Origin of the sequence: Streptomyces ovatisporus (assembly GCF_042653885.1) — a bacterium.
GTDB classification, from domain to species: domain Bacteria; phylum Actinomycetota; class Actinomycetes; order Streptomycetales; family Streptomycetaceae; genus Streptomyces; species Streptomyces ovatisporus.
On sequence record NZ_JBHSFH010000013.1, the window covers coordinates 323,918 to 341,749 of the forward strand.

Sequence of the window (17,832 nt, forward strand, 5' to 3'; positions counted from 1 at the left end):
CAACGGCCCTCCCTCGGCAAGACGGCAACGTGCGGCAGCACGGTAGCGGCGCGCAGCGGCGCGGCTCCATCGGTTTTCGGGCCTCTGACACCGCGGGTGGCCGGCCACTCGGTGATCTTCGAGTTCAGCGAGAGCTGGGTACAACGTCCACCGGCCGCACGGCAGCCCGGGCTACCGAAGTCCCACCGCGTACGAAACCGCCTTCGCAGCCGTTGCGTCCCGCCCGGTTCGACGCCGGTCCGGAGAGACGACGAGCGCGGACACGGCCGGAGTCGTGCCGTGCCGACGGGCGTTCAGGAGAAGGGCAGCGGCCGCCGGGCCCTGGCCCGCCGGAGAACGGCCCACACGAGGGCGAACAGCACGACCCCCGCCGTCACCAGCCAGGCCGGCACGCCTCCCCAGGTGAGGAGTTGATCGTCGTACACGACGGTGCGGAAGGCGGAATCCGAGCGGGCGCGGCGCAGTTCGTGGTCACCGCTGATCCGGCCGGGCACCGGGAAGTACTGGTCGTACGCAGTCAGAAAGACGTCTTCCTGCGCGGCTCCGCCCCCGGTTCCCCCGGCGAAGCGGCGGACAGCATCCGACGGCCGGTCCACCCGTCCGGCGAACCGCAGACGCGGCTCGTCGCCGCCGATGGCGCTGACCGGGCGCATCCGGTGCGCAGCCAGCACGTACAGCCGGAGATACTGCGGCTTGCTCGCCGCGCGGGAGAGCCGCATCGGGTAGACGAACTGCTCGGACTCGAACGTGAGGTGCAGCGGCTCGAGGGTGCCGCCGAGCACGTCCCCTCGCTCGTTGCTGCCGGGCGCCAGCCGGATTGCGACGTACTCCCATCGGCGCTCGACGTACGGTTTCAGCTCCCGGCCGAGACGCTCCGGCAGAGCGAACCCGTTGTCGTCCAGCCAGTCTTCGAGCGCGTCCGGATCGGTCGCGGTGAGCGTGGCGACGTCGAAGGGCCCCAGCCTCTTCCAGCCGACGACATCCACCGCCCCGCCCGGCGCGGCGGCGCCGTCCTCGTCGTCGTAGGGCCAGTCACCGGACCGGGGCCAGAAGTGGTGCCGGTCACGGTGGACCGGGGCGGTCAGCCGCCCCAACTGCGTGAACAGCCGCGGGCCGCCGAGCCGGACGGTCGCCCTCTGCGGCACCGGCATGATCCACGCCGCCTCTTCGGCGTCGCCGCTGACCTTGAGGCTCATCAGGATCTGCTCCGTGCGCCCGTCCCAGCTCACGGCCGAGGTCTCGTGCTCGACCGCGATGCGTGACCGGTCGCGGGTGACCATCCCGCCGCATCCGCACGCGTACGCGGGCCATGCCAGTGCGGCCAGTTGGGCCGCCAGCAACATGACCACCACAGCCGTCGCACGGCTGCGCCCGCTCCCCCGGATTCTCTTCACACGGACCGGGACGGCCGGCCGCGGCGGCCGGTTCCCTCGCTCACGGCGAAGTCCAGGGCCGGGACGTGCCGTTCTCCAGGCGGAAATGGGTGCGCGCGGTGGAGAGCCGTTGTGGGATCATCCGCGCGCAAGCTCTCACGCCCCAGGATTCACCGGAGCTCATCGAGACGTTGCCGGGAGAAGCATGAAGACCGGTGAGCCCACCGGTGGAACACGTTTCTCGCGCACACGACCGGCCGTCGACGCGCACCCGACTCGACCGTGGAGGTCACGGTGTTCTCCGTACCGCTGAGTGACGACGGCGCGCAGCTGCGCCCCCTGGAGCCGCAGCAGGCCGCGGAATTCCTGGCCCACATCGACCGGGGACGGGAGTTCATCGGGCGGTACGTCGGACTTCCGGACGTGGTCGAGGACCTGGAGTCGAGCCGCGCCTTCCTGAAGTCGTACGCGGAGAAGGCTGCGGCAGATGCCGGGCGGATCTACGGCATCTGGACGGACGGCGAACTGGTCGGCGGCGTCCTCTTCCGGACGATGGACGTCGAGCAGGGCACAGCCGAGGCGGGCTGCTGGCTGGAGCCTTCGGCGGTGGGCAGGGGGCTGGTGACCACCGCGGTCGGCGTGATCATCGACTGGGCCGTCGAGGAGCGCGGCATCCACCGCGTGGAGTGGGTGGTCTCGGCGGCGAACGAGGCCAGCATCGCGGTGGCGCGGCGGCTGGGCATGACGAAGGAGGGCGTCCTGCGGGAGAGTTACCTGCGTCGCGGCGAGCGGCACGACATCGAGATCTGGTCGGTGCTCGCACCGGAGTGGCGGGCGCGGCCGGGGCGCGGGCAGCCGGCGTGAGCGGCGCGGCGCTCCGTGTGCGGCACCACGCCGACGGCCCGCACCGCTCCCGCCGGACGGGCCGGGGTCAGGCGTCCGCCTCGATCTCCGCGAACTTCGGGGCCTTCTCCACCAGTCCGCTGGCCTGATGGAAGCGCCGCGCCGTCTCGTACGGCCCGCGCTCGACCGACGGTGATCGCGGCATCTCCTTCTGGAGGATCGGCACCAGGGCGTCCAGTGCCTTGGCGTCGGTGTCCTTGAGGTACTTCTCCAGCAGTTCCCGCACCTTGTCCGGGTCGCCGTGCACGTCTGCCTGTGCGCGCTTCATCGCGCTCTGGAAACCGTCGGCCTCCTTGGACTTCTTCTCCAGCAGCTTCTGCGTGGAGAAGACGACGCCGTGCAGCGCGCCCTTCATGTCCGGCACATGGCCCGCGGCCGGGGATATCAGGATCCGGCCGGTGCCGTCGGCCTCTGCCTGCTGCCCGATCGGCTGGAAGAACGAAAGGGCGTCGACGCGGCCGGACTTGAGCGCCCCGATCGCCGAGGTCGCCGCGCTGCCGAGGTTCACGAGCGTCGCGTCGGTCTCCGCCTTCTTGCCGATGCCCTCGAAGAGATGGCTGACCAGGGCCTCCGTACCGCTGCCGGGCCCCGTGATGCCGATCTTCCTGCCGACGAGCGACCTGGTGCGCTCCTTCAGGCTCGCTCCCTCGTCCGGCCCGTCGAAGGACTTGCCCACCACGATGTCCACGTAGTACTCGGTGACGAGACTGGAGAGCACGCGGGCGCCCGGGTCGTTCTGGGCGAGGTTGAACGCATCGGTGAGGACTCCCGCTCCGAGGTCGATGGAACCGGACTTGAGGGCTGCCGCCACCTTCGCACCGGTACCCAGCCGCGGCCGGTCACCGAGCTTGATGCCCTCGTCCTCGAAGTAGCCCTTCTCCTCCGCGACGAACAGCGGGAAGAAGGCCACCGAGTTGCTGATCTGGCCGATGTTGAGCGTGCCGGCCTTGGTGGCGGAACCGTGCTTGGCGCAGCCGGCGGCCAGGGGGGAGAGAAGCACGGGGGCCGCCGCGAACGACTTCAGCAGCGCCCTGCGCTCGATGGGTGAGTTCATGTCTGCAGCTCCAGTCGCCGAGTTCGCAGCGGATCAGAGGATCAGGGGATCAGGGGATCGGGGGATCGGGGCGGACTGCCGAGTCGGCGGTCGGCCTTGTACGTCGATCGGTCAGCCTTGTGCTTCGACCGGCTTCCACCGGTTGACCCGCCGGCCGATGAGGCCGACGAGGACGTTCAGGACGGCCGCGATGACGCTGAGCACGACCAGCGTCGCGAACACTCCGGCGGTGTCGAACTGTGCCGCGGCGTCGTTGATGAGGTAACCCAGCCCCTGGTTGGAGGCGACCAGCTCCCCGATGACCGCGCCGATCAGGGCGTAGGGGATCGCCACTTTCAGACCGGTGAGGACTCCGGTCATCGAGGACGGAAGCACGACCTTGAGCGCGATGTCGCGGCGGTTGCCGCCCATCAGGCGCACTGCGTCGACGAGTCCGCGGTCCACTTCCCGTACGCCCGCGGCGGTGTTGAGGAAGACCAGGAAGAAGACGGTCGCGGCGGCGAGCAGCACCTTCATGTGCATGCCGATGCCGAACCACACGATGAACAGCGGGGCCAGCGCCACCTTCGGGATCGAGTAGAGCGCCATCATGAACGGGTCGATCACCCGGTACGCCAGTTGCAGGGACGCCAGCAGGAAACCGACGAGTGCGCCCGTCGCCGCACCGAGCAGGAAGCCGTAGACGATCTCCTGGATGGTCACCAGGCTGTGCGTCCACAGCGTGCCGTCCGCGGACCACTCTCCGAGACGTTCGGCGATGGCGCTGGGTTTGCTGGTGAAGGTGATGTCGAAGAGGCTGCCCGCCGCCATCTGCCAGCCGGTCAGCAGCACCACGACCAGCAGGAGACGCAGCGCCCACACGGTCGTGGTACGGCCGTGCCGCTGCCACCAGGTGCGCTCCACGGGGATCCGGACGGGGCCGCCCCCGGGTGCCTGCCGCTCCGGGCTCACGAGCTGTTCCGTCATGAGGAGCCCTCCTTGAGAGCGGCGGCCATCGCCGTGTGCAGTCCGACGAATGCGGGGTCGACGCGCAGCGTGTCCAGCGCACGGGGCCTGGGCAGGTCGATCTTCTGGTCGGTCACGATGCGCCCGAGCCGGCCGAGGACCACGATGCGGTCGCCCAGCAGCAGTGCCTCTTCGATGTCGTGAGTCACGAACACCACCGTCTGGCCGCTGCCCTGCCACAACTGCAGGAGTTCCTCCTGCAGTTCGGTGCGCAGCTGTGCGTCGAGTGCGCCGAACGGTTCGTCCATCAGCAGTGTCCGCGGAGTGCCGGCGAGCATGCGGGCCAGGCTGGCGCGGCGTCGCATGCCGCCGGAGAGTTCGCGCGGATAGTGCTTCTCGAAGCCTGCGAGACCGACGCGCTGCAGGAGCGCGGCCGCTGTGCCGCGGCGTTCCTCCGCCCCCACGCCGCGGATCTCCAGCGGCATCTCGACGTTGCGCTGCACGTCCCGCCAGGGCATGAGCGTGTCGGACTGGGTGAGGTAGCCGATGTCCATGTCCGGCCCGGTCAGCTTCTCCCCGCGGTGGGAGACGACGCCCTCGCTGGGTTCCGTGAGCCCGGCGAGGAGGTTGAGCATCGTCGACTTGCCGCAGCCGCTGCGGCCCAGGACGGTGACGAAGCTGCCTTCCTCGACGCTCAGGGTGAAGTCCCGCAGGGCGACGATCGCCTGATCGTCCTTGGCGAACTGCTTGGTCAGCCGCTCCGCGGCGAGTACGACCGTCATGACGGGGCTCCCGGAGTCGCGCCCGGAGATACCTCCGGCTGTGCGGTCTCCCGTTCGTCGGCCTCGCGCATCCCGTAGGCGTCGTAGCTGAACTCGCCCGCTGCCCAGCGCCTGCGCAGCCCGTCCTCCTTGGCGACGCGCCCCCGTACGGCCCGGACGGTCTCCGCCACGTCGGCGGCGGCCACCGCGGTGACCCCGTCGTCGTCGAGGACGATCACGTCGCCCGGTTCGACTCTCGTGCCGCCTATCTCGACCGGTACGTTCACACTGCCGCGTTCGCTCTTGGTGGCGCCCCGGGCACGGCGCCAGCGCGTCCATGTCCCGAAGTCCAGCCGCGCCAGGTCGGCGCTGTCCCGCACCGCCGCGTTCACCAGCACGGCCGCGGCTCCGCAGGCGGCGGCCTGGGTGGCGAGGAGGTCGCCGAAGAGGGCGACCGGCTCCGGATCGGGCATGGTCAGCACGAGGACCTCTCCGGGCCGCAGGTACGGCATCACCTCGTGCACTGCCCGGTTGTCGCCCTGGCCGCAGAACGCGATGCGCGCGGGGCCCGCGGTGCGACGTCCCGGGGTCAGCGGCGTCCAGTCGGTGTCGAGCAGGCCGCGGCGCCCGTACGCCTCGTAGACCGTCGCCACTCCGGCGTCGGCGAGTTCGGCGAGCGCGGCGTCGGTCGGCGGCGCAGCCGTGCTTGCGGCGCTCACAGCGCACCGACCACGTGGGGCAGCAGACGCTGGAAGGCTTCCGCCTGGCGGATGTCCTGGTCGCCGGTCACCTTGCGTGCGTGGTTGCCGCGCTGATCGGCGCGTTGCGCGTAGTACTCCTGGAGATACTGCTGAGCAGCCATGCAGCTCATGGCGTCGACCTTACGTTTGAATACGGGCGTTATGTCCACGTAGACGGTGGGTGTGAAACCGCACAGCTCAGGCTGGTGCGGTTCGAAGACCAGGAACTCCGAGGGCGGCGCGGTGCGGAATCCGCTGGCGACCCCCGCACCGGAGGTCAGCAGCCTTGCGCGGGCGACCGACTGGTGCGCCACGGGGTGATCCGGGTTGAAGGGGTCCTTCTCCGGGTGGGTGAGCACGACGTGCGGCGCGAAGTCGCGCATGAGCTCCGCCAGCCGCTCGACGTCCTCCGGGGTGACGTGCAGCGGGTAGTCGCCGAGGTCGAACGCGCGGAAGCCGGCACCCACGGCCGAGGCGGCCTTCGCAGCCTCTTCGTGCCGTATCCGTTTGACGTTCTCCTCGGTCTGGCCCTCCTGCTTCCACAGCACTCCGGATTCGCCGCGCTCTCCATAGGAGAGCGCGACCACCAGCGCCTCGCCGCCCGCCGCCGTGTGCGCGGCGACGGCACCCGCGGCCCGCCAGACGAAGTCGGCGCTGTGCGCACCGACGACCAGCATGCGTCGTTCAGTCATGCCGTGCTCGCCTCCCGGTGACGGGCGGGGGCGTCGGGCAGCGGTTCGGCCCCGACGAGCCACCGGCTGTTGTGCACCGTCATGGTGCGGATCTCTGCCTCGCCGAACCCTTCGGCGAGCAGGCGGTCCGCGCACAGCGCGAGCCCGTCCTCGACCGGCGGATTGAAAGGCTGACCGAGGTCGCTGGAGATCACGGAATGCTCGGGCCCGGCCTCTCCGACGGCTCGGAACCAGACGTCCCACTCGACCTTGCCGGTGTAGGGCGTGGTGAAGCACCGCTCCAACAGGGCGCCTCGCGCTGCGAGTTGCTGCTGGCGCTCGACGGCGACGCGCTGCGAGGTGAACTCCGGGTGGGTGACGACGATCCGCTCGACGCCCTCGTACGCGGCGGCGTCGACGACGGCGGAGATCTCGTCCGCGTGCAGATGGCCGGTGGCCAGTACCATGCCGTGCCGTGCGATCAGACGGAAGACCTGCCGCGCGGCCTCGACCACCGTGCCGTCCGGCGCCACGACCTCGACGGGCTCGGCCGCCATGCCGTCCGCGCGCAGATCGTCCTGGAGCTTCGCCCACATCGGAGGCGTCGCACCTTCGGGCTCGGCGGCCTGGCACTGGCGCTGGTTCGCGCTGTCGACCGTGGGGAGCCACACGAACTTCGCACCCCCACGGCCGGCGATCTCGACGGCGACGGGGTTGAGCCCACCGACAGAGGCGTTGAGCGTGATCGCCCCCAGCGCGGAGGCTCCCGGCGCGGCTCTGCGGACGACGGCGGCCCGTTCCGCGGTCGGGGCGTAGTGCGATTTGAGGACGAAGCCGGCCAGACCTACGGCCGCGAACCGCTCGGCGAGCGTCACGTCGTCGATGCGTCGGCGCATCACATCCGGTGCCACGTGGATGTGCACGTCGTACGCACCTCGGACCAGCTCCCTGGCACGGTCGGACGGCTGGGGGTGATCGGCCATGTCTCTCCCTTGCGATCCTTTGCAGCCATAATCTCCGTGCAGATTGTCAACAATCTTGGCTACAGGAGTCAAGGGGTTGCTCACAGCCGAAGCGAAGAAGAGGGGGCCAGGAGCCTTGCCGGACGGACCCCTGGGCGGAAGAACGAGAAAGCCCCGGGGGCACCCGATTCAGAACTGAGCGGGTGCTCCCGGGGCCGAGGAGCCCACACGGGGGCAGGCCGGAGCCGGCGGCGCGAGCGTCAGAGCCTGTGACCCGGACCCTGGGCGTCGACCTCGCGGAGCGCCTCGATGACGCTGCGCAGATGCGCACGGGCGGCGCGCTCCGCGGCCTCCGGGTCGTGCGTGCAGATGCCGTCGATGATCGCCAGATGCTCGGGCAGCGAGACAGCGGGCCGCCCGGGGTGCATCGCGAGCCGGAACTGGTGACGGACGTTCTGACCGCGCAGCCGTTCCAGCACCCGCGAGGCGGTCTGCTGGCCGCCGATCTCCCGCACACGGCGGTGCAGCTCCTGGTTGAGCGCGGAGTATCCGAGCAGGTCCCCACCCGAGACCGCCTCGCGCATGGACCTGCCGATGCCCTGGAGCTCGCGGACCTCCTCGCCCGTGACGGCCTCGGCGGCCTTGGCCGCACAGAGCCCCTCCAGCACCATCCGGACCTCGGAGATCTCGATGGCCTCGTCCAGCGGGACCGCGCGCACCCGGGCGCCGCGGTTCTGTATCCGCTCGACCAGCCCTTCGTTCGTCAGCTCCAGCAGCGCGGAACGGACGGCGGCACGGCTCGCGCCGAACTGCGTGGAAAGATCGGCTTCCACGAGCCGCTGGTTGGGCACGAACTCACCCCTGATGATCGCCTCGCGAATGGCTTCCACCAGCGGCACCCCGGCCTCGTTGCGCGCCCCGTCCTCTGCCACGATCTCCCCGGTTCCTCTCCGCACCACAAATGCACACCGATATTGTCAACAATTTTGTCCGAGCCTAGTGTAGCGGCATGCCCTCGGACACCTCATCGGAAGAAGACCCGCAGACCGTGGTCGCAGTCCTCGGTCTGGGTGAAGCAGGCGGCTCCCTCGCCGGGGACCTGGCGAGCGCCGGCGCCACCGTACGCGGCTACGACCCTGCCGCCGTGAAAGTACCGGAAGGCGTGACCAGAACGGGCAGCGAGGCCGAAGCAGCGGCAGGCGCGGACGTCGTGCTCAGCGTGAACAGCGCCTCGGCGGCGCACGCGGCGCTCCTCGCCGGAGCCGGCTCGGTGCGTCCCGGAGCGGTGTGGGCGGACCTCAACACGGCGTCGCCGGGCGCGAAACGGGAGTTGGCCCGTACCGCCGCCGAACACGGCGTGGACTTCGCGGACTTCGCCATCATGGCGCCGGTCCCCCGCCGCGGTCTGCGTGTCCCCATGCTCGCCGCCGGGCCCGGCGCCGCGGGGGCGGCGCGGCTGCTCTCGGACCTGGGCGCGTCCGTCGAACTCATCGAGGGACCGCCGGGCCGGGCCGCCGAACGGAAGCTGCTGCGCAGCGTGTTCTTCAAGGGCCTCGCAGCGGCTGTGGTCGAAGCCCTCGAAGCAGGCCGCGCGGCGGGCTGCGAGGAGTGGGTCCGGGAGAACATCGTCAGCGAGCTCAGCCAGGCGGACTCCGGCACAGTCGAACGTCTCGTCGAGGGCACTCACCGGCACGCGGTGCGCCGTACCGCTGAGATGGCCGCCGCCGCGGACATGCTCGCCGAACTGGGCGTCCAGCCCAGCGTGGCGGCGGCGAGCCGTGACCTGCTTGCGCGGCTGGCAGCCGGTAAGTCCCCGCAGGAGCACGAGTAGCGGACCGCCGCCGGGGACCGGGCGGGACGGCGTCCCGGCTCCCCGGCCGGGGCCGGCTCGCCCGTGCACCAGGCCGGTTGGCGCCGACGGGCCGGCGGGCGTCCCGCGGCTCTCAGCCGACCGCCTTCGCCGCGGCCCTCCCGGCCGTACGTCCCGAGAAGAGACACCCACCGAGGAACGTCCCCTCCAGGGACCGGTAGCCGTGCACACCGCCGCCCCCGAAGCCCGCGGCCTCCCCCGCCGCGTACACGCCCGGCAGCGGGTCGCCGCCCTCGGCGAGGACCCGCGCGTCGAGATCGGTCTCGAGGCCGCCGAGCGACTTGCGGGTGAGGATGCTGAGCCGTACGGCGATCAGCGGCCCCGCCTTCGGATCGAGGAGCCGGTGGGGCGCGGCGACGCGGATCAGCTTGTCCCCGAGGTATTTCCGCGCGCCGCGGACCGCCGTCACCTGGGAGTCCTTCGTGAACGGGTTGAGGATCTCCCGGTCACGGGCCTCGACCTCCCGCCGCAGGGCGGTCTCGTCGATGAGGTTCTCGCCGGTCAACTCGTTCATCCGCCGTACGAGCGGGCCCAGTTCACGCTCGATGACGAAGTCCGTGCCGTTGTCCATGAACGCCTGCACCGGCCCCGGCGCACCACCGCTCGCCCGCCCCAGCACGCCCCGTACGTCCTTCCCCGTCAGGTCGGGGTTCTGCTCGGACCCGGAGAGCGTGAACTCCTTCTCGATGATCTTCTGGCTGAGCACGAACCAGGTGTGGTCGTGACCCGTGTGCATGATGTGGTCGAGCGTGCCGAGGGTGTCGAACCCCGGGTAGAGCGGCACGGGCAGCCGCTTGCCCGTGGCGTCCAGCCAGAGCGAGGACGGGCCGGGCAGGATGCGGATGCCGTGCAGGTTCCAGATCGGGTTCCAGTTCTCGATGCCCTCGGTGTAGTGCCACATCCGGTCGCGGTTGATGATGCGCCCGCCGGCCTTCTCGGTGACGCCGAGCATCAGCCCGTCGACGTGGGCGGGCACACCCGAGAGCATGCGCGCGGGCGGAGTGCCCAGCCGTTGCGGCCAGTTGGCACGTACGAGGTCGTGGTTGCCGCCGATGCCCCCGGACGTGACGACGACGGCCTGGGCCCGCAGTTCGAAGTGGCCGGCGACGTCGCGGCTGCTGGCGACACCGCGTTCCACGTCGCTGGGTTCGAGGATCTCGCCGCTCACCGTGTCGACTGTTCCCGCGCTGCGCCCGAGCCCCGTGACCCGGTGCCGGAAGCGCAGTTCGACGTTCCCCCGCTCCACCCCGGCCCGCACGCGCCGCTCGAAGGGCGCGACGAGTCCCGGCCCCGTCCCCCACGTGATGTGGAAGCGGGGCACGGAGTTGCCGTGGCCGCTCGCGCCGTATCCGCCGCGTTCCGCCCAGCCGACGATGGGGAAGATCTTCAGGCCCTGTTGCCGGAGCCACGCCCTCTTCTCCCCGGCCGCGAAGTCGACGTACGCCTCGGCCCAGCGGCGCGGCCAGTGGTCCTCCTCGCGGTCGAAGCCGGCGGTGCCCTGCCAGTCCTGCCACGCCAGTTCGCGGCTGTCGCGGATGCGCAGCCGGCGCTGTTCCGGCGAGTCGACGAAGAAGAGACCCCCGAAGGACCAGTGGGCCTGACCGCCCAGTGACTGCTCGGGTTCCTGGTCGAGGAGGATCACCTTGCGGCCCGCGTCGGCCAGTTCGGCCGTCGCCGCGAGCCCGGCGAGGCCTGCTCCGATCACGATGACATCGGCGTCGTACGCCATTGCGTCCCACCTGTTCCACACCCGGCTGAGCGCCCGGACGTTCCCGGAAGATCTCGTGACCGGAGAGTAGCCCTCTGCCGACGCCGGCGGCACCCTGCGGCAGGTGAGGGAACCCGGTGATGGAATGGGGCCATGAGGGAGAACCGATGAGCGGGCGGCCAGGGCCGGAGGACGAACTGCTCGACATCGTCGACGCCGAGGACCGGGTGACCGGGCAGGCCCCACGCGGCGAGGCGACAGCGCGACGGCTGCGGCACCGTTGCACGTCGGTCCAGGTGCGCGATCCGCACGGACGGATCTTCGTCCACCGCCGCACGCCCGGCAAGCTGGTCTTCCCGTCGATGTACGACGTCGTGGTCGGCGGTGTCGTCGGCGCGGGAGAGAGCTACGACGAGGGCGCGCTGCGGGAGGCCGGGGAGGAACTGGGCGTGGCGGGGCTCCCGCGGCCGGAGCCGCGGTTCACCTTCCTCTTCGAGTCGCCGCAGCACCACTGGTTCGTGCGCGTATACGAGTTGGTGTGCGACCTGCCCGTACGGCCGCAGCCCGAAGAGGTCGACTGGTGGGACTTCCTCACGGAGGAGGAACTGGAGCGCCGGCTGCCCGGCTGGGACGTCGTACCGGACGGACTCGAGTGTCACCGGCGCCTGCAGGCCTGGCGCGCGGGCGGCGGTGCTCAGCGCTGAACCGCCCGTACCGCCGGACGTCCGTGCCGTGCCGCCGGGCTCACGCTGCGGGCCTCACCCTCCGAGCCGGGCGGCAGACGGGTCACGCACCTGCCCCGGGGCCGTAGGCTCGTCGGCATGATCGACCGGTTCCTGGCGACGCTCCGGCTGTGGTTCGCCCCCCAGCGCCTGCGGACGGAGGGTTCCACCCCTGACTACCGCTTCTCACTGGCCAACGAGCGCACGTTCCTCGCGTGGATCCGTACGGCACTGGCGCTCGTCGCGGGCGGCATCGCTGTGGACCAGTTCCTGACGGGTCTGCGGTGGGCCGTGCGTACGTCCGTCTCCGCGGCGGTCCTGGCGTGCGCGGCGGCGTGCGCGTTCCGCGCCGTCAACCACTGGATGCGCTGCGAGCGCGCCATGCGGCGCGGCGAGGACCTGCCGGTCTCCCGCTTCCCGGTGCTGCTGGCGACGGCGACCGGTGTGGCGGCGGTGCTGGTGCTCGTCGCCGTCGCGCTGGGAGCGGGGAGCTGAGCGGCGGACGCGGGCAGCGGACCCGTGACCCGGCGGCGCAGCCCGAACGCACCCGCTTCGCGTGGCGGCGCACCACCCTCACGTTCGCGGTGGCTGTCGCACTGGCCGTACGGGGAGTGCTCTACGGCAGCGGCGGAGCGTCACCGGTCGAGGCGGCTGCCGCGGCGGGGGGCGTACTCGCCTGGCTGGCGTTCCTCGCGCTCGCCCACCGGCGGATCGCCGCGATGGCCGCGGACCGTCCGGCTGCTGCGGGCCCGGGGGTGGTGCAGGCCGCGGTGCTGTGCACACTGGCTATGGCGATGGTGGGAGTGGTGCTGCTGTGGTGAACGAGGAGCAGGAACGACAGGCGAAGGCTCCGGTGCCTCCGGTGCCGCTGGTGGTCGTGATGGGCGTCGCCGGGTCCGGGAAGTCCACTGTGGGTTCGATGATCGCGCGGCGCCTGGGCGTCGAGTACGCGGAGGCGGACGACTTCCACCCTCCGGCGAACGTGGCGAAGATGTCGGCCGGTACACCGCTGAACGACGAGGACCGCCGTCCCTGGCTCGATGCGATCGCGGTGTGGCTGTCCGAACACGCCGAGCAGGGCGGGGTGGTGAGCTGTTCCGCCCTGCGCCGCCGCTACCGCGACCGGCTCGGCGGGCAGAGCGGTACGCGGCTGTTCTTCGTCCACCTCGAAGGGTCCGAGGAGCTGATCTCCGCACGCATGGCAGCCCGCAAGGGACACTTCATGCCGCCGGCGCTGCTGCGCTCGCAGTTCGAGACGCTCGAACCGCTGGAGGGGGACGAGCTGGGCGCGACGGTGCCCGTCGGAGGACGTCCGGAAGAAGTCACGGATGAGGCACTCGCCGCGCTGACGGCGTAGCCGGGCGGCACCGGAGCCTGACAGCCTTGGCGCCACCGGGAGCCGTAAGGCCCGGACGGTCGGGGGGAGTTCCCGCCGACAGGGACGACGAGGGAGAGAACCACGGATGGCGTCTGCGTCAGGAGTGGAAGAGGACGGAAGCGGACCGCCGCCCGGAGAGCCGTACACCGAGCAGGTGGCTGACGGCGTACACGCCTACATCCAGCCTGACGGCGGCTGGTGCCTCAACAACGCCGGCTGGGTCAGCGACGGCAGTTCGACGCTGCTCGTCGACACCGCCGCGACGCAACTGCGTGCGCAGCGTCTGCGTGAGGCACTGCTGGCGAGCGGCGCGCCCGCGCCTTCCACCGTCGTCAACACCCACCACCACGGCGACCACACCTACGGCAACGCCGTCTTCAGCCCCGGCGCCACGGTGATCGGACACGAGTCGTGCCGCGCGGAGGCTCTGCGCGCGGGACGCCAACTGCACGTGATCTGGCCGGAGGTGGAGTTCGGCGACATACGGGTCACTGCCCCGGCGCTCACCTTCCGCGACGAACTGACGGTGCACGTCGGTGAGACGGAGGTACGGCTCCTGCATCCGGGAGTGGCGCACACCACCGGTGACACAGTCGTGTGGCTGCCGGAGCAGAGCGTCGTCTTCACCGGCGACATCGTCTTCCGCAACGGGACCCCCTTCATCCCGATGGGTTCGCTCAGCGGATCGCTGCACGCGCTGGACCGGCTGCGCGCGCTGGGTGCGCGCACTGTCGTCCCCGGCCACGGCCCGCTGGGAGGACCGGAGGTCTACGACACCGTGGAGCGCTATCTGCGTTACGTGGAACGGTTGTCCCGCGAGGCGTACGCCCGGGGTCTCTCACCGCTGGAGGCGGCCCGGCAGGCCGGTCCGGGTGAGTTCGCGGAACTGGCCGAGAGCGAGCGGCTGGTGGCGAACGTGCACCGCGCCTACGCCGAACTGGCCGGACGTCCGCAGGGGGAACCCCTCGACATCCTCGCCGTGTGGGCCGACATGGAGCAGATGAACGGCGGCAGGCCGGTCGCGTGCCACGCGTGACCGGCGCCTGCCGCCCCGGAGCGGCAGGCGGCCCGCCGGGCCGTGCTCCCGCCGGCCGGGCACTCGCGGGGCGCGGCCTGCCCGGACGTGGCACTTCCGTGCGCGTGCGGGTGCGCCCCCACGCGTGCGTGGGTCTCGTCACATGCGGGGCTCTCGGCACGGTCCGGGGCCGTCCACCCCTAGACGCCATACCGACTAGTCGGCATGATCGATGCCACTGCCGGTCGTCCGTTGTTCGCCGCCCGTGGAGGGGCAGCTTGTCGGTGTGGCCCCGCCCCTCCCCCGGGACGGGCCCGCCCGCACGAGTCCGTCCTGACCGTCCCGTCCGAACAGTGGCGTCCCCGATCACGCAGAGGAGCGCGCAGGCATGACCAAGGAGAATCCACCCGGTCTCGATCTCGGGCGGCTCGCCGGACATCTGGACCGGGAGCACCCCGGGCTGGTGCGGGGGCCGCTCAGCGCCGAGGTCATCCAGGGTGGCCGTTCCAACCTGACGTACCGGGTGACCGACGGGGAGAGCCGCTGGGTCGTACGGCGCCCACCGCTCGGCCATGTGCTGGCCACTGCCCACGACATGGCGCGCGAGTACCGCGTGATCACGGCGCTGCGCGGCACCGACGTGCCTGTGCCGGGAACGGTGCTGCTGTGCGAGGACCCCGACGTGATCGGGGCGCCGTTCTACGTGATGGAACAGGTCGAAGGGACCCCGTACCGTACGGCCGGGGAACTGGCCGAACTCGGGCCGGAGCGCACACGGGCCCTGGCTCTCGCACTCCCCGACACGCTCGTGGCTCTGCACGCCGTCGACCCGGACAGTGTCGGTCTCGGCGACTTCGGACGCCCGGAAGGCTTCCTGGAGAGACAGTTGCGCCGCTGGGGCAAGCAGCTGGAGGCGTCCCGCAGCCGGGAGCTCACCGGGATCGACGAACTCCGCGACTCGCTCGGCGGACAGCTGCCCGACTCTCCCCGGCCCACCGTCGTGCACGGCGACTTCCGGCTCGACAACGTGCTGGCGACGGCCGACGACCGGATCGCCGCAGTCCTCGACTGGGAGATGTCCACGCTCGGCGACCCGCTGACCGACCTCGGGCTCCTCGTGATGTACAGCGAACGCCTCGACATCCCCGACGCGCCCATCAGTACGACGGCCGAGGCTCCCGGCCACCCCTCGGCCGGTGAACTCGTCGAGCGCTACGCGGCAGCCTCCGGACGCGACGTCTCGCGGATCAACTGGTACACCGCGTTCGCCTGGTTCAAGCTCGCGGTGATCCTCGAAGGCATCCACTACCGCTACACGCTCGGCCAGACCGTCGGCCCTGGCTTCGACCGGATCGGCGACCTCGTCCCGGTCTTCATCGACAACGGACTCACCACGCTGCGGAAGGGATGAGGTCTGATGGACTTCGCATTCGACGGACGTACGGAAGAACTGCGCCGGCAGCTGACGTCGTTCATGGACGAGCACGTCTATCCGGCCGAAGCTGTCGCTGACGCACAGCGCGCCGAGCAGGACTCACCCTGGCAGACGGTGCCGGTGGTGGAGGAGTTGAAGGTCAAGGCACGCAAGCACGGACTGTGGAACCTCTTCCTGCCCGACCGCACGTACGGAGCCGGACTGACCAACCTCCAGTACGCGCCTCTCGCCGAGATCCTCGGCCGCAGTCCGCGCCTGGCACCCACCGCGGTCAACTGCGCCGCTCCGGACACGGGGAACATGGAGGTTCTCACGGAGTTCGGCAATCCGGAGCAGCGCAGGCAGTGGCTGGAGCCGCTGCTGAGCGGCGAGATCCGTTCCGCGTTCGCCATGACGGAACCGGACGTGGCCTCGTCCGACGCGACGAACATCGAGACGCGCATCCGGCGGGACGGCGACGACTACCTCATCAATGGCCGCAAGTGGTACATCTCCGGCGCGATGAACCCCGATTGCAAGATCTTCATCGTGATGGGCAAGACCGACCCGGACGGCCCCGACATCCGCCGCCAGCAGTCGATGGTGCTGGTGCCGCGCGACACCCCCGGTCTCGAGATCCGGCGGGCGATGCAGGTCTACGGGTACGAGGACCACTACCACGGCGGGCACGCCGAGGTCGTCTTCGACGATGTACGGGTCCCCAGGTCGAACCTGATCGGCGAGGAGGGCGGCGGCTTCGCCATCGCCCAGGCCCGCCTCGGGCCGGGCCGGATCCACCACTGCATGCGGCTCATCGGCATGGCGGAGCGTGCCATAGAGCTGATGTGCCGCAGGGCGGTGCAGCGTTCGGCCTTCGGGAAGCCGCTCGCCGAGCAGGGCGTCGTACGGGAGTGGATCGCGGACGCGCGGGTGGAGGTCGAGCAACTGCGGCTGCTTGTCCTCAAGACCGCGTGGCTCATGGACACGGTCGGCAACAAGGGCGCACACACCGAGATCCAGGCCATCAAGATCGCCACTCCGCGCGCAGTCGTCGGCATCCTGGACCGCGCGGTCCAGCTGCACGGTGCGGGCGGCGTCAGCCAGGACTTCCCGCTGGCCGAGCTGTGGGCTGCGGCCCGCACGCTCCAGCTGGCGGACGGCCCCGACGAGGTGCACCAACGGTCGCTGGCGCGACGGGAGTTGAAGCCCTACGCCACGGCCGCCGAGTGATCCCGGGCGCAGGCTGAACCGCCTGCGTGCCTCCCGGGCCGCCGCCGCTCCCCAGGATCGCCGGCGGCCCGGGGAGTCCGGTTCCGCGCCGCCCGGACGTTCCCGCAGCGGCGCGGCCCGCCGTCGGCCATGAGTCCGATACGGTCCGCGTGCCGGATCCGGCGCTGACAGCGGACATGCGACGGCTGCCGCGCTGCCGCCGGGCGGCGGTGCCTGCGCCAGGCGTCGCCGACCGGCTGCCGGCCCGGCCGGCGGTCCGGTCGGCGGTCGGGCGGTCGGGCGGTCCGGGGATGCGTCCGCTCGACGGGCCGCCCCCCTTGGACATCACATGGCACCGGATGGCACACCAGTCGGCGCCACATGACACCACTCGGCGCCAATCGGTGCCACTCCACACCCCAGAAGGCACCTGAGCGCACTTGGCGCCACCATGCCCCTGGGGCGCACTCTTCACGTTTCCGCAGCTGAGGGGCTTCCCTTCAGGCTCATTCCACACGAGGCGCCGCCCAGGCTTGCATGTGACGCCATGATGGTGCCATTATGGCGTCATGGACCTCACGCCGTATGTCGACACCCTGCGCCGCGAACTCGCGGTGGCCGCCGAAGCCGGCGGGGAAGACGCCCGCGAGCTGGCCGAGCGGCTCACCGCTCCGCTGGAGTCGGCGACGCGGCTGACCATGCTCAACGTGCTCTCCGCCGCGATGGCCGAGGTCACCCGCGAGCTGGCTCCCGGCTCGGTCGACGTGCGGCTGCACGGGCTCGACCCCGACTTCGTGGTGACACCACCACAGGGCAACGACCCGTACGAAGAGACCGGCGCGCCCACCGAACCGCTCAAGGCCACGGCCCCGGCACCCGCCGACGGTGACGAGGGCGGCACCGCCCGCGTCAATCTGCGGCTGCCCGCCCACCTCAAGGCGCGCGCCGAGGAGGCCGCGGCCCGAGAGGGCCTGTCGGTCAACGCGTGGCTCGTGCGCGCCGTGTCGGTCGCGGTCGACGGCGGCACGCGGCCGCGCACGACGGAGAGGACCCACACCATCGGCCAGAGCTTCACGGGCTGGGTGCGCTAGCCGCGCCCCGCCCGCC

The 17,832-nt window shown here is 71.2% G+C and carries 19 protein-coding genes; 10 read left to right on the forward strand and 9 right to left on the reverse strand.

From position 1 onward, the window contains the following. Nucleotides 1-293 precede the first annotated feature (293 nt). A complete protein-coding gene (locus ACFPA8_RS22785; protein ID WP_386451297.1) occupies nt 294-1,343 on the reverse strand; it encodes a DUF2330 domain-containing protein in 1,050 nt (349 codons plus the stop codon). A gap of 324 nt (nt 1,344-1,667) precedes the next feature. Between ACFPA8_RS22785 and ACFPA8_RS22790 the strand changes: the two genes are divergently transcribed. Next, complete coding sequence (locus ACFPA8_RS22790) at nt 1,668-2,237, forward strand: GNAT family N-acetyltransferase (RefSeq protein WP_386451299.1); 570 nt, start codon at nt 1,668-1,670, stop codon at nt 2,235-2,237. Nucleotides 2,238-2,304: 67 nt separating this feature from the next. Here the strand turns inward: ACFPA8_RS22790 and ACFPA8_RS22795 are convergent, their stop codons facing one another. The 7 genes from ACFPA8_RS22795 to ACFPA8_RS22825 all read right to left on the reverse strand — a co-directional run bounded on the left by ACFPA8_RS22795 (nt 2,305) and on the right by ACFPA8_RS22825 (nt 8,341). After that, the gene (locus tag ACFPA8_RS22795) at nt 2,305-3,330 is read right to left on the reverse strand and encodes an ABC transporter substrate-binding protein (RefSeq protein WP_386451301.1); all 1,026 of its coding nucleotides are present in this window, start codon (nt 3,328-3,330) and stop codon (nt 2,305-2,307) included. A gap of 111 nt (nt 3,331-3,441) precedes the next feature. Continuing rightward, nucleotides 3,442-4,296: an ABC transporter permease gene (locus ACFPA8_RS22800; RefSeq protein WP_386451302.1), complete on the reverse strand. Its 855-nt coding sequence runs from the start codon at nt 4,294-4,296 to the stop codon at nt 3,442-3,444. Beyond that, a complete protein-coding gene (locus tag ACFPA8_RS22805; protein ID WP_386451304.1) occupies nt 4,293-5,057 on the reverse strand; it encodes an ABC transporter ATP-binding protein in 765 nt (254 codons plus the stop codon). Before ACFPA8_RS22805 ends, ACFPA8_RS22800 begins: the two co-directional genes overlap by 4 nt. Beyond that, nucleotides 5,054-5,755 (reverse strand): RraA family protein, encoded by a 702-nt coding sequence (locus ACFPA8_RS22810; RefSeq protein ID WP_386451306.1) that lies wholly within the window; start codon nt 5,753-5,755, stop codon nt 5,054-5,056. Before ACFPA8_RS22810 ends, ACFPA8_RS22805 begins: the two co-directional genes overlap by 4 nt. Beyond that, a complete protein-coding gene (locus ACFPA8_RS22815; RefSeq protein ID WP_386451308.1) occupies nt 5,752-6,468 on the reverse strand; it encodes a PIG-L deacetylase family protein in 717 nt (238 codons plus the stop codon). The genes ACFPA8_RS22810 and ACFPA8_RS22815 overlap by 4 nt, the downstream gene beginning before the upstream one ends. Continuing rightward, nucleotides 6,465-7,430 (reverse strand): DUF6282 family protein, encoded by a 966-nt coding sequence (locus tag ACFPA8_RS22820; protein WP_386451309.1) that lies wholly within the window; start codon nt 7,428-7,430, stop codon nt 6,465-6,467. The genes ACFPA8_RS22815 and ACFPA8_RS22820 overlap by 4 nt, the downstream gene beginning before the upstream one ends. Nucleotides 7,431-7,669: 239 nt before the next feature. Then, nucleotides 7,670-8,341, reverse strand: coding sequence for a GntR family transcriptional regulator (locus ACFPA8_RS22825; protein ID WP_386451310.1), 672 nt, complete (start codon nt 8,339-8,341; stop codon nt 7,670-7,672). Nucleotides 8,342-8,418: 77 nt separating this feature from the next. Here ACFPA8_RS22825 and ACFPA8_RS22830 point away from each other — a divergent pair, with 77 nt between their 5' ends. After that, a complete protein-coding gene (locus tag ACFPA8_RS22830; RefSeq protein WP_386451312.1) occupies nt 8,419-9,240 on the forward strand; it encodes an NAD(P)-dependent oxidoreductase in 822 nt (273 codons plus the stop codon). Between the two features lie 112 nt (nt 9,241-9,352). On the opposite strand, the gene ACFPA8_RS22835 is transcribed toward ACFPA8_RS22830, so the two are convergent. Then, on the reverse strand, nt 9,353-11,008 hold the full coding sequence (locus ACFPA8_RS22835; protein ID WP_386451314.1) for an FAD-binding dehydrogenase: 1,656 nt from the start codon (nt 11,006-11,008) through the stop codon (nt 9,353-9,355). Nucleotides 11,009-11,154: 146 nt separating this feature from the next. On the opposite strand from ACFPA8_RS22835, the gene ACFPA8_RS22840 reads away from it, so the two are divergent. The 8 genes from ACFPA8_RS22840 to ACFPA8_RS22875 all read left to right on the forward strand — a co-directional run bounded on the left by ACFPA8_RS22840 (nt 11,155) and on the right by ACFPA8_RS22875 (nt 17,816). After that, complete coding sequence (locus ACFPA8_RS22840) at nt 11,155-11,691, forward strand: NUDIX domain-containing protein (RefSeq protein WP_386451315.1); 537 nt, start codon at nt 11,155-11,157, stop codon at nt 11,689-11,691. Between the two features lie 117 nt (nt 11,692-11,808). Then, nucleotides 11,809-12,204 carry a YidH family protein gene (locus ACFPA8_RS22845; RefSeq protein WP_386451317.1) on the forward strand — a complete coding sequence of 132 codons (396 nt, stop codon included), beginning with the start codon at nt 11,809-11,811 and terminating at the stop codon, nt 12,202-12,204. Continuing rightward, complete coding sequence (locus ACFPA8_RS22850) at nt 12,201-12,530, forward strand: DUF202 domain-containing protein (RefSeq protein WP_386451514.1); 330 nt, start codon at nt 12,201-12,203, stop codon at nt 12,528-12,530. Before ACFPA8_RS22845 ends, ACFPA8_RS22850 begins: the two co-directional genes overlap by 4 nt. Before the next feature lie 59 nt (nt 12,531-12,589). Continuing rightward, a complete protein-coding gene (locus ACFPA8_RS22855) occupies nt 12,590-13,066 on the forward strand; it encodes a gluconokinase (RefSeq protein ID WP_386451515.1) in 477 nt (158 codons plus the stop codon). Between the two features lie 106 nt (nt 13,067-13,172). Beyond that, nucleotides 13,173-14,123, forward strand: coding sequence for an MBL fold metallo-hydrolase (locus ACFPA8_RS22860; protein WP_386451319.1), 951 nt, complete (start codon nt 13,173-13,175; stop codon nt 14,121-14,123). Between the two features lie 367 nt (nt 14,124-14,490). Next, nucleotides 14,491-15,513, forward strand: a complete 1,023-nt coding sequence (locus tag ACFPA8_RS22865) for a phosphotransferase family protein (protein WP_386451321.1) — start codon at nt 14,491-14,493, stop codon at nt 15,511-15,513. A gap of 6 nt (nt 15,514-15,519) precedes the next feature. Further along, nucleotides 15,520-16,746: an acyl-CoA dehydrogenase family protein gene (locus ACFPA8_RS22870; RefSeq protein WP_386451323.1), complete on the forward strand. Its 1,227-nt coding sequence runs from the start codon at nt 15,520-15,522 to the stop codon at nt 16,744-16,746. Between the two features lie 548 nt (nt 16,747-17,294). Then, nucleotides 17,295-17,816 carry a toxin-antitoxin system HicB family antitoxin gene (locus tag ACFPA8_RS22875; protein WP_386451325.1) on the forward strand — a complete coding sequence of 174 codons (522 nt, stop codon included), beginning with the start codon at nt 17,295-17,297 and terminating at the stop codon, nt 17,814-17,816. The last annotated feature ends 16 nt before the right edge of the window (nt 17,817-17,832 follow it).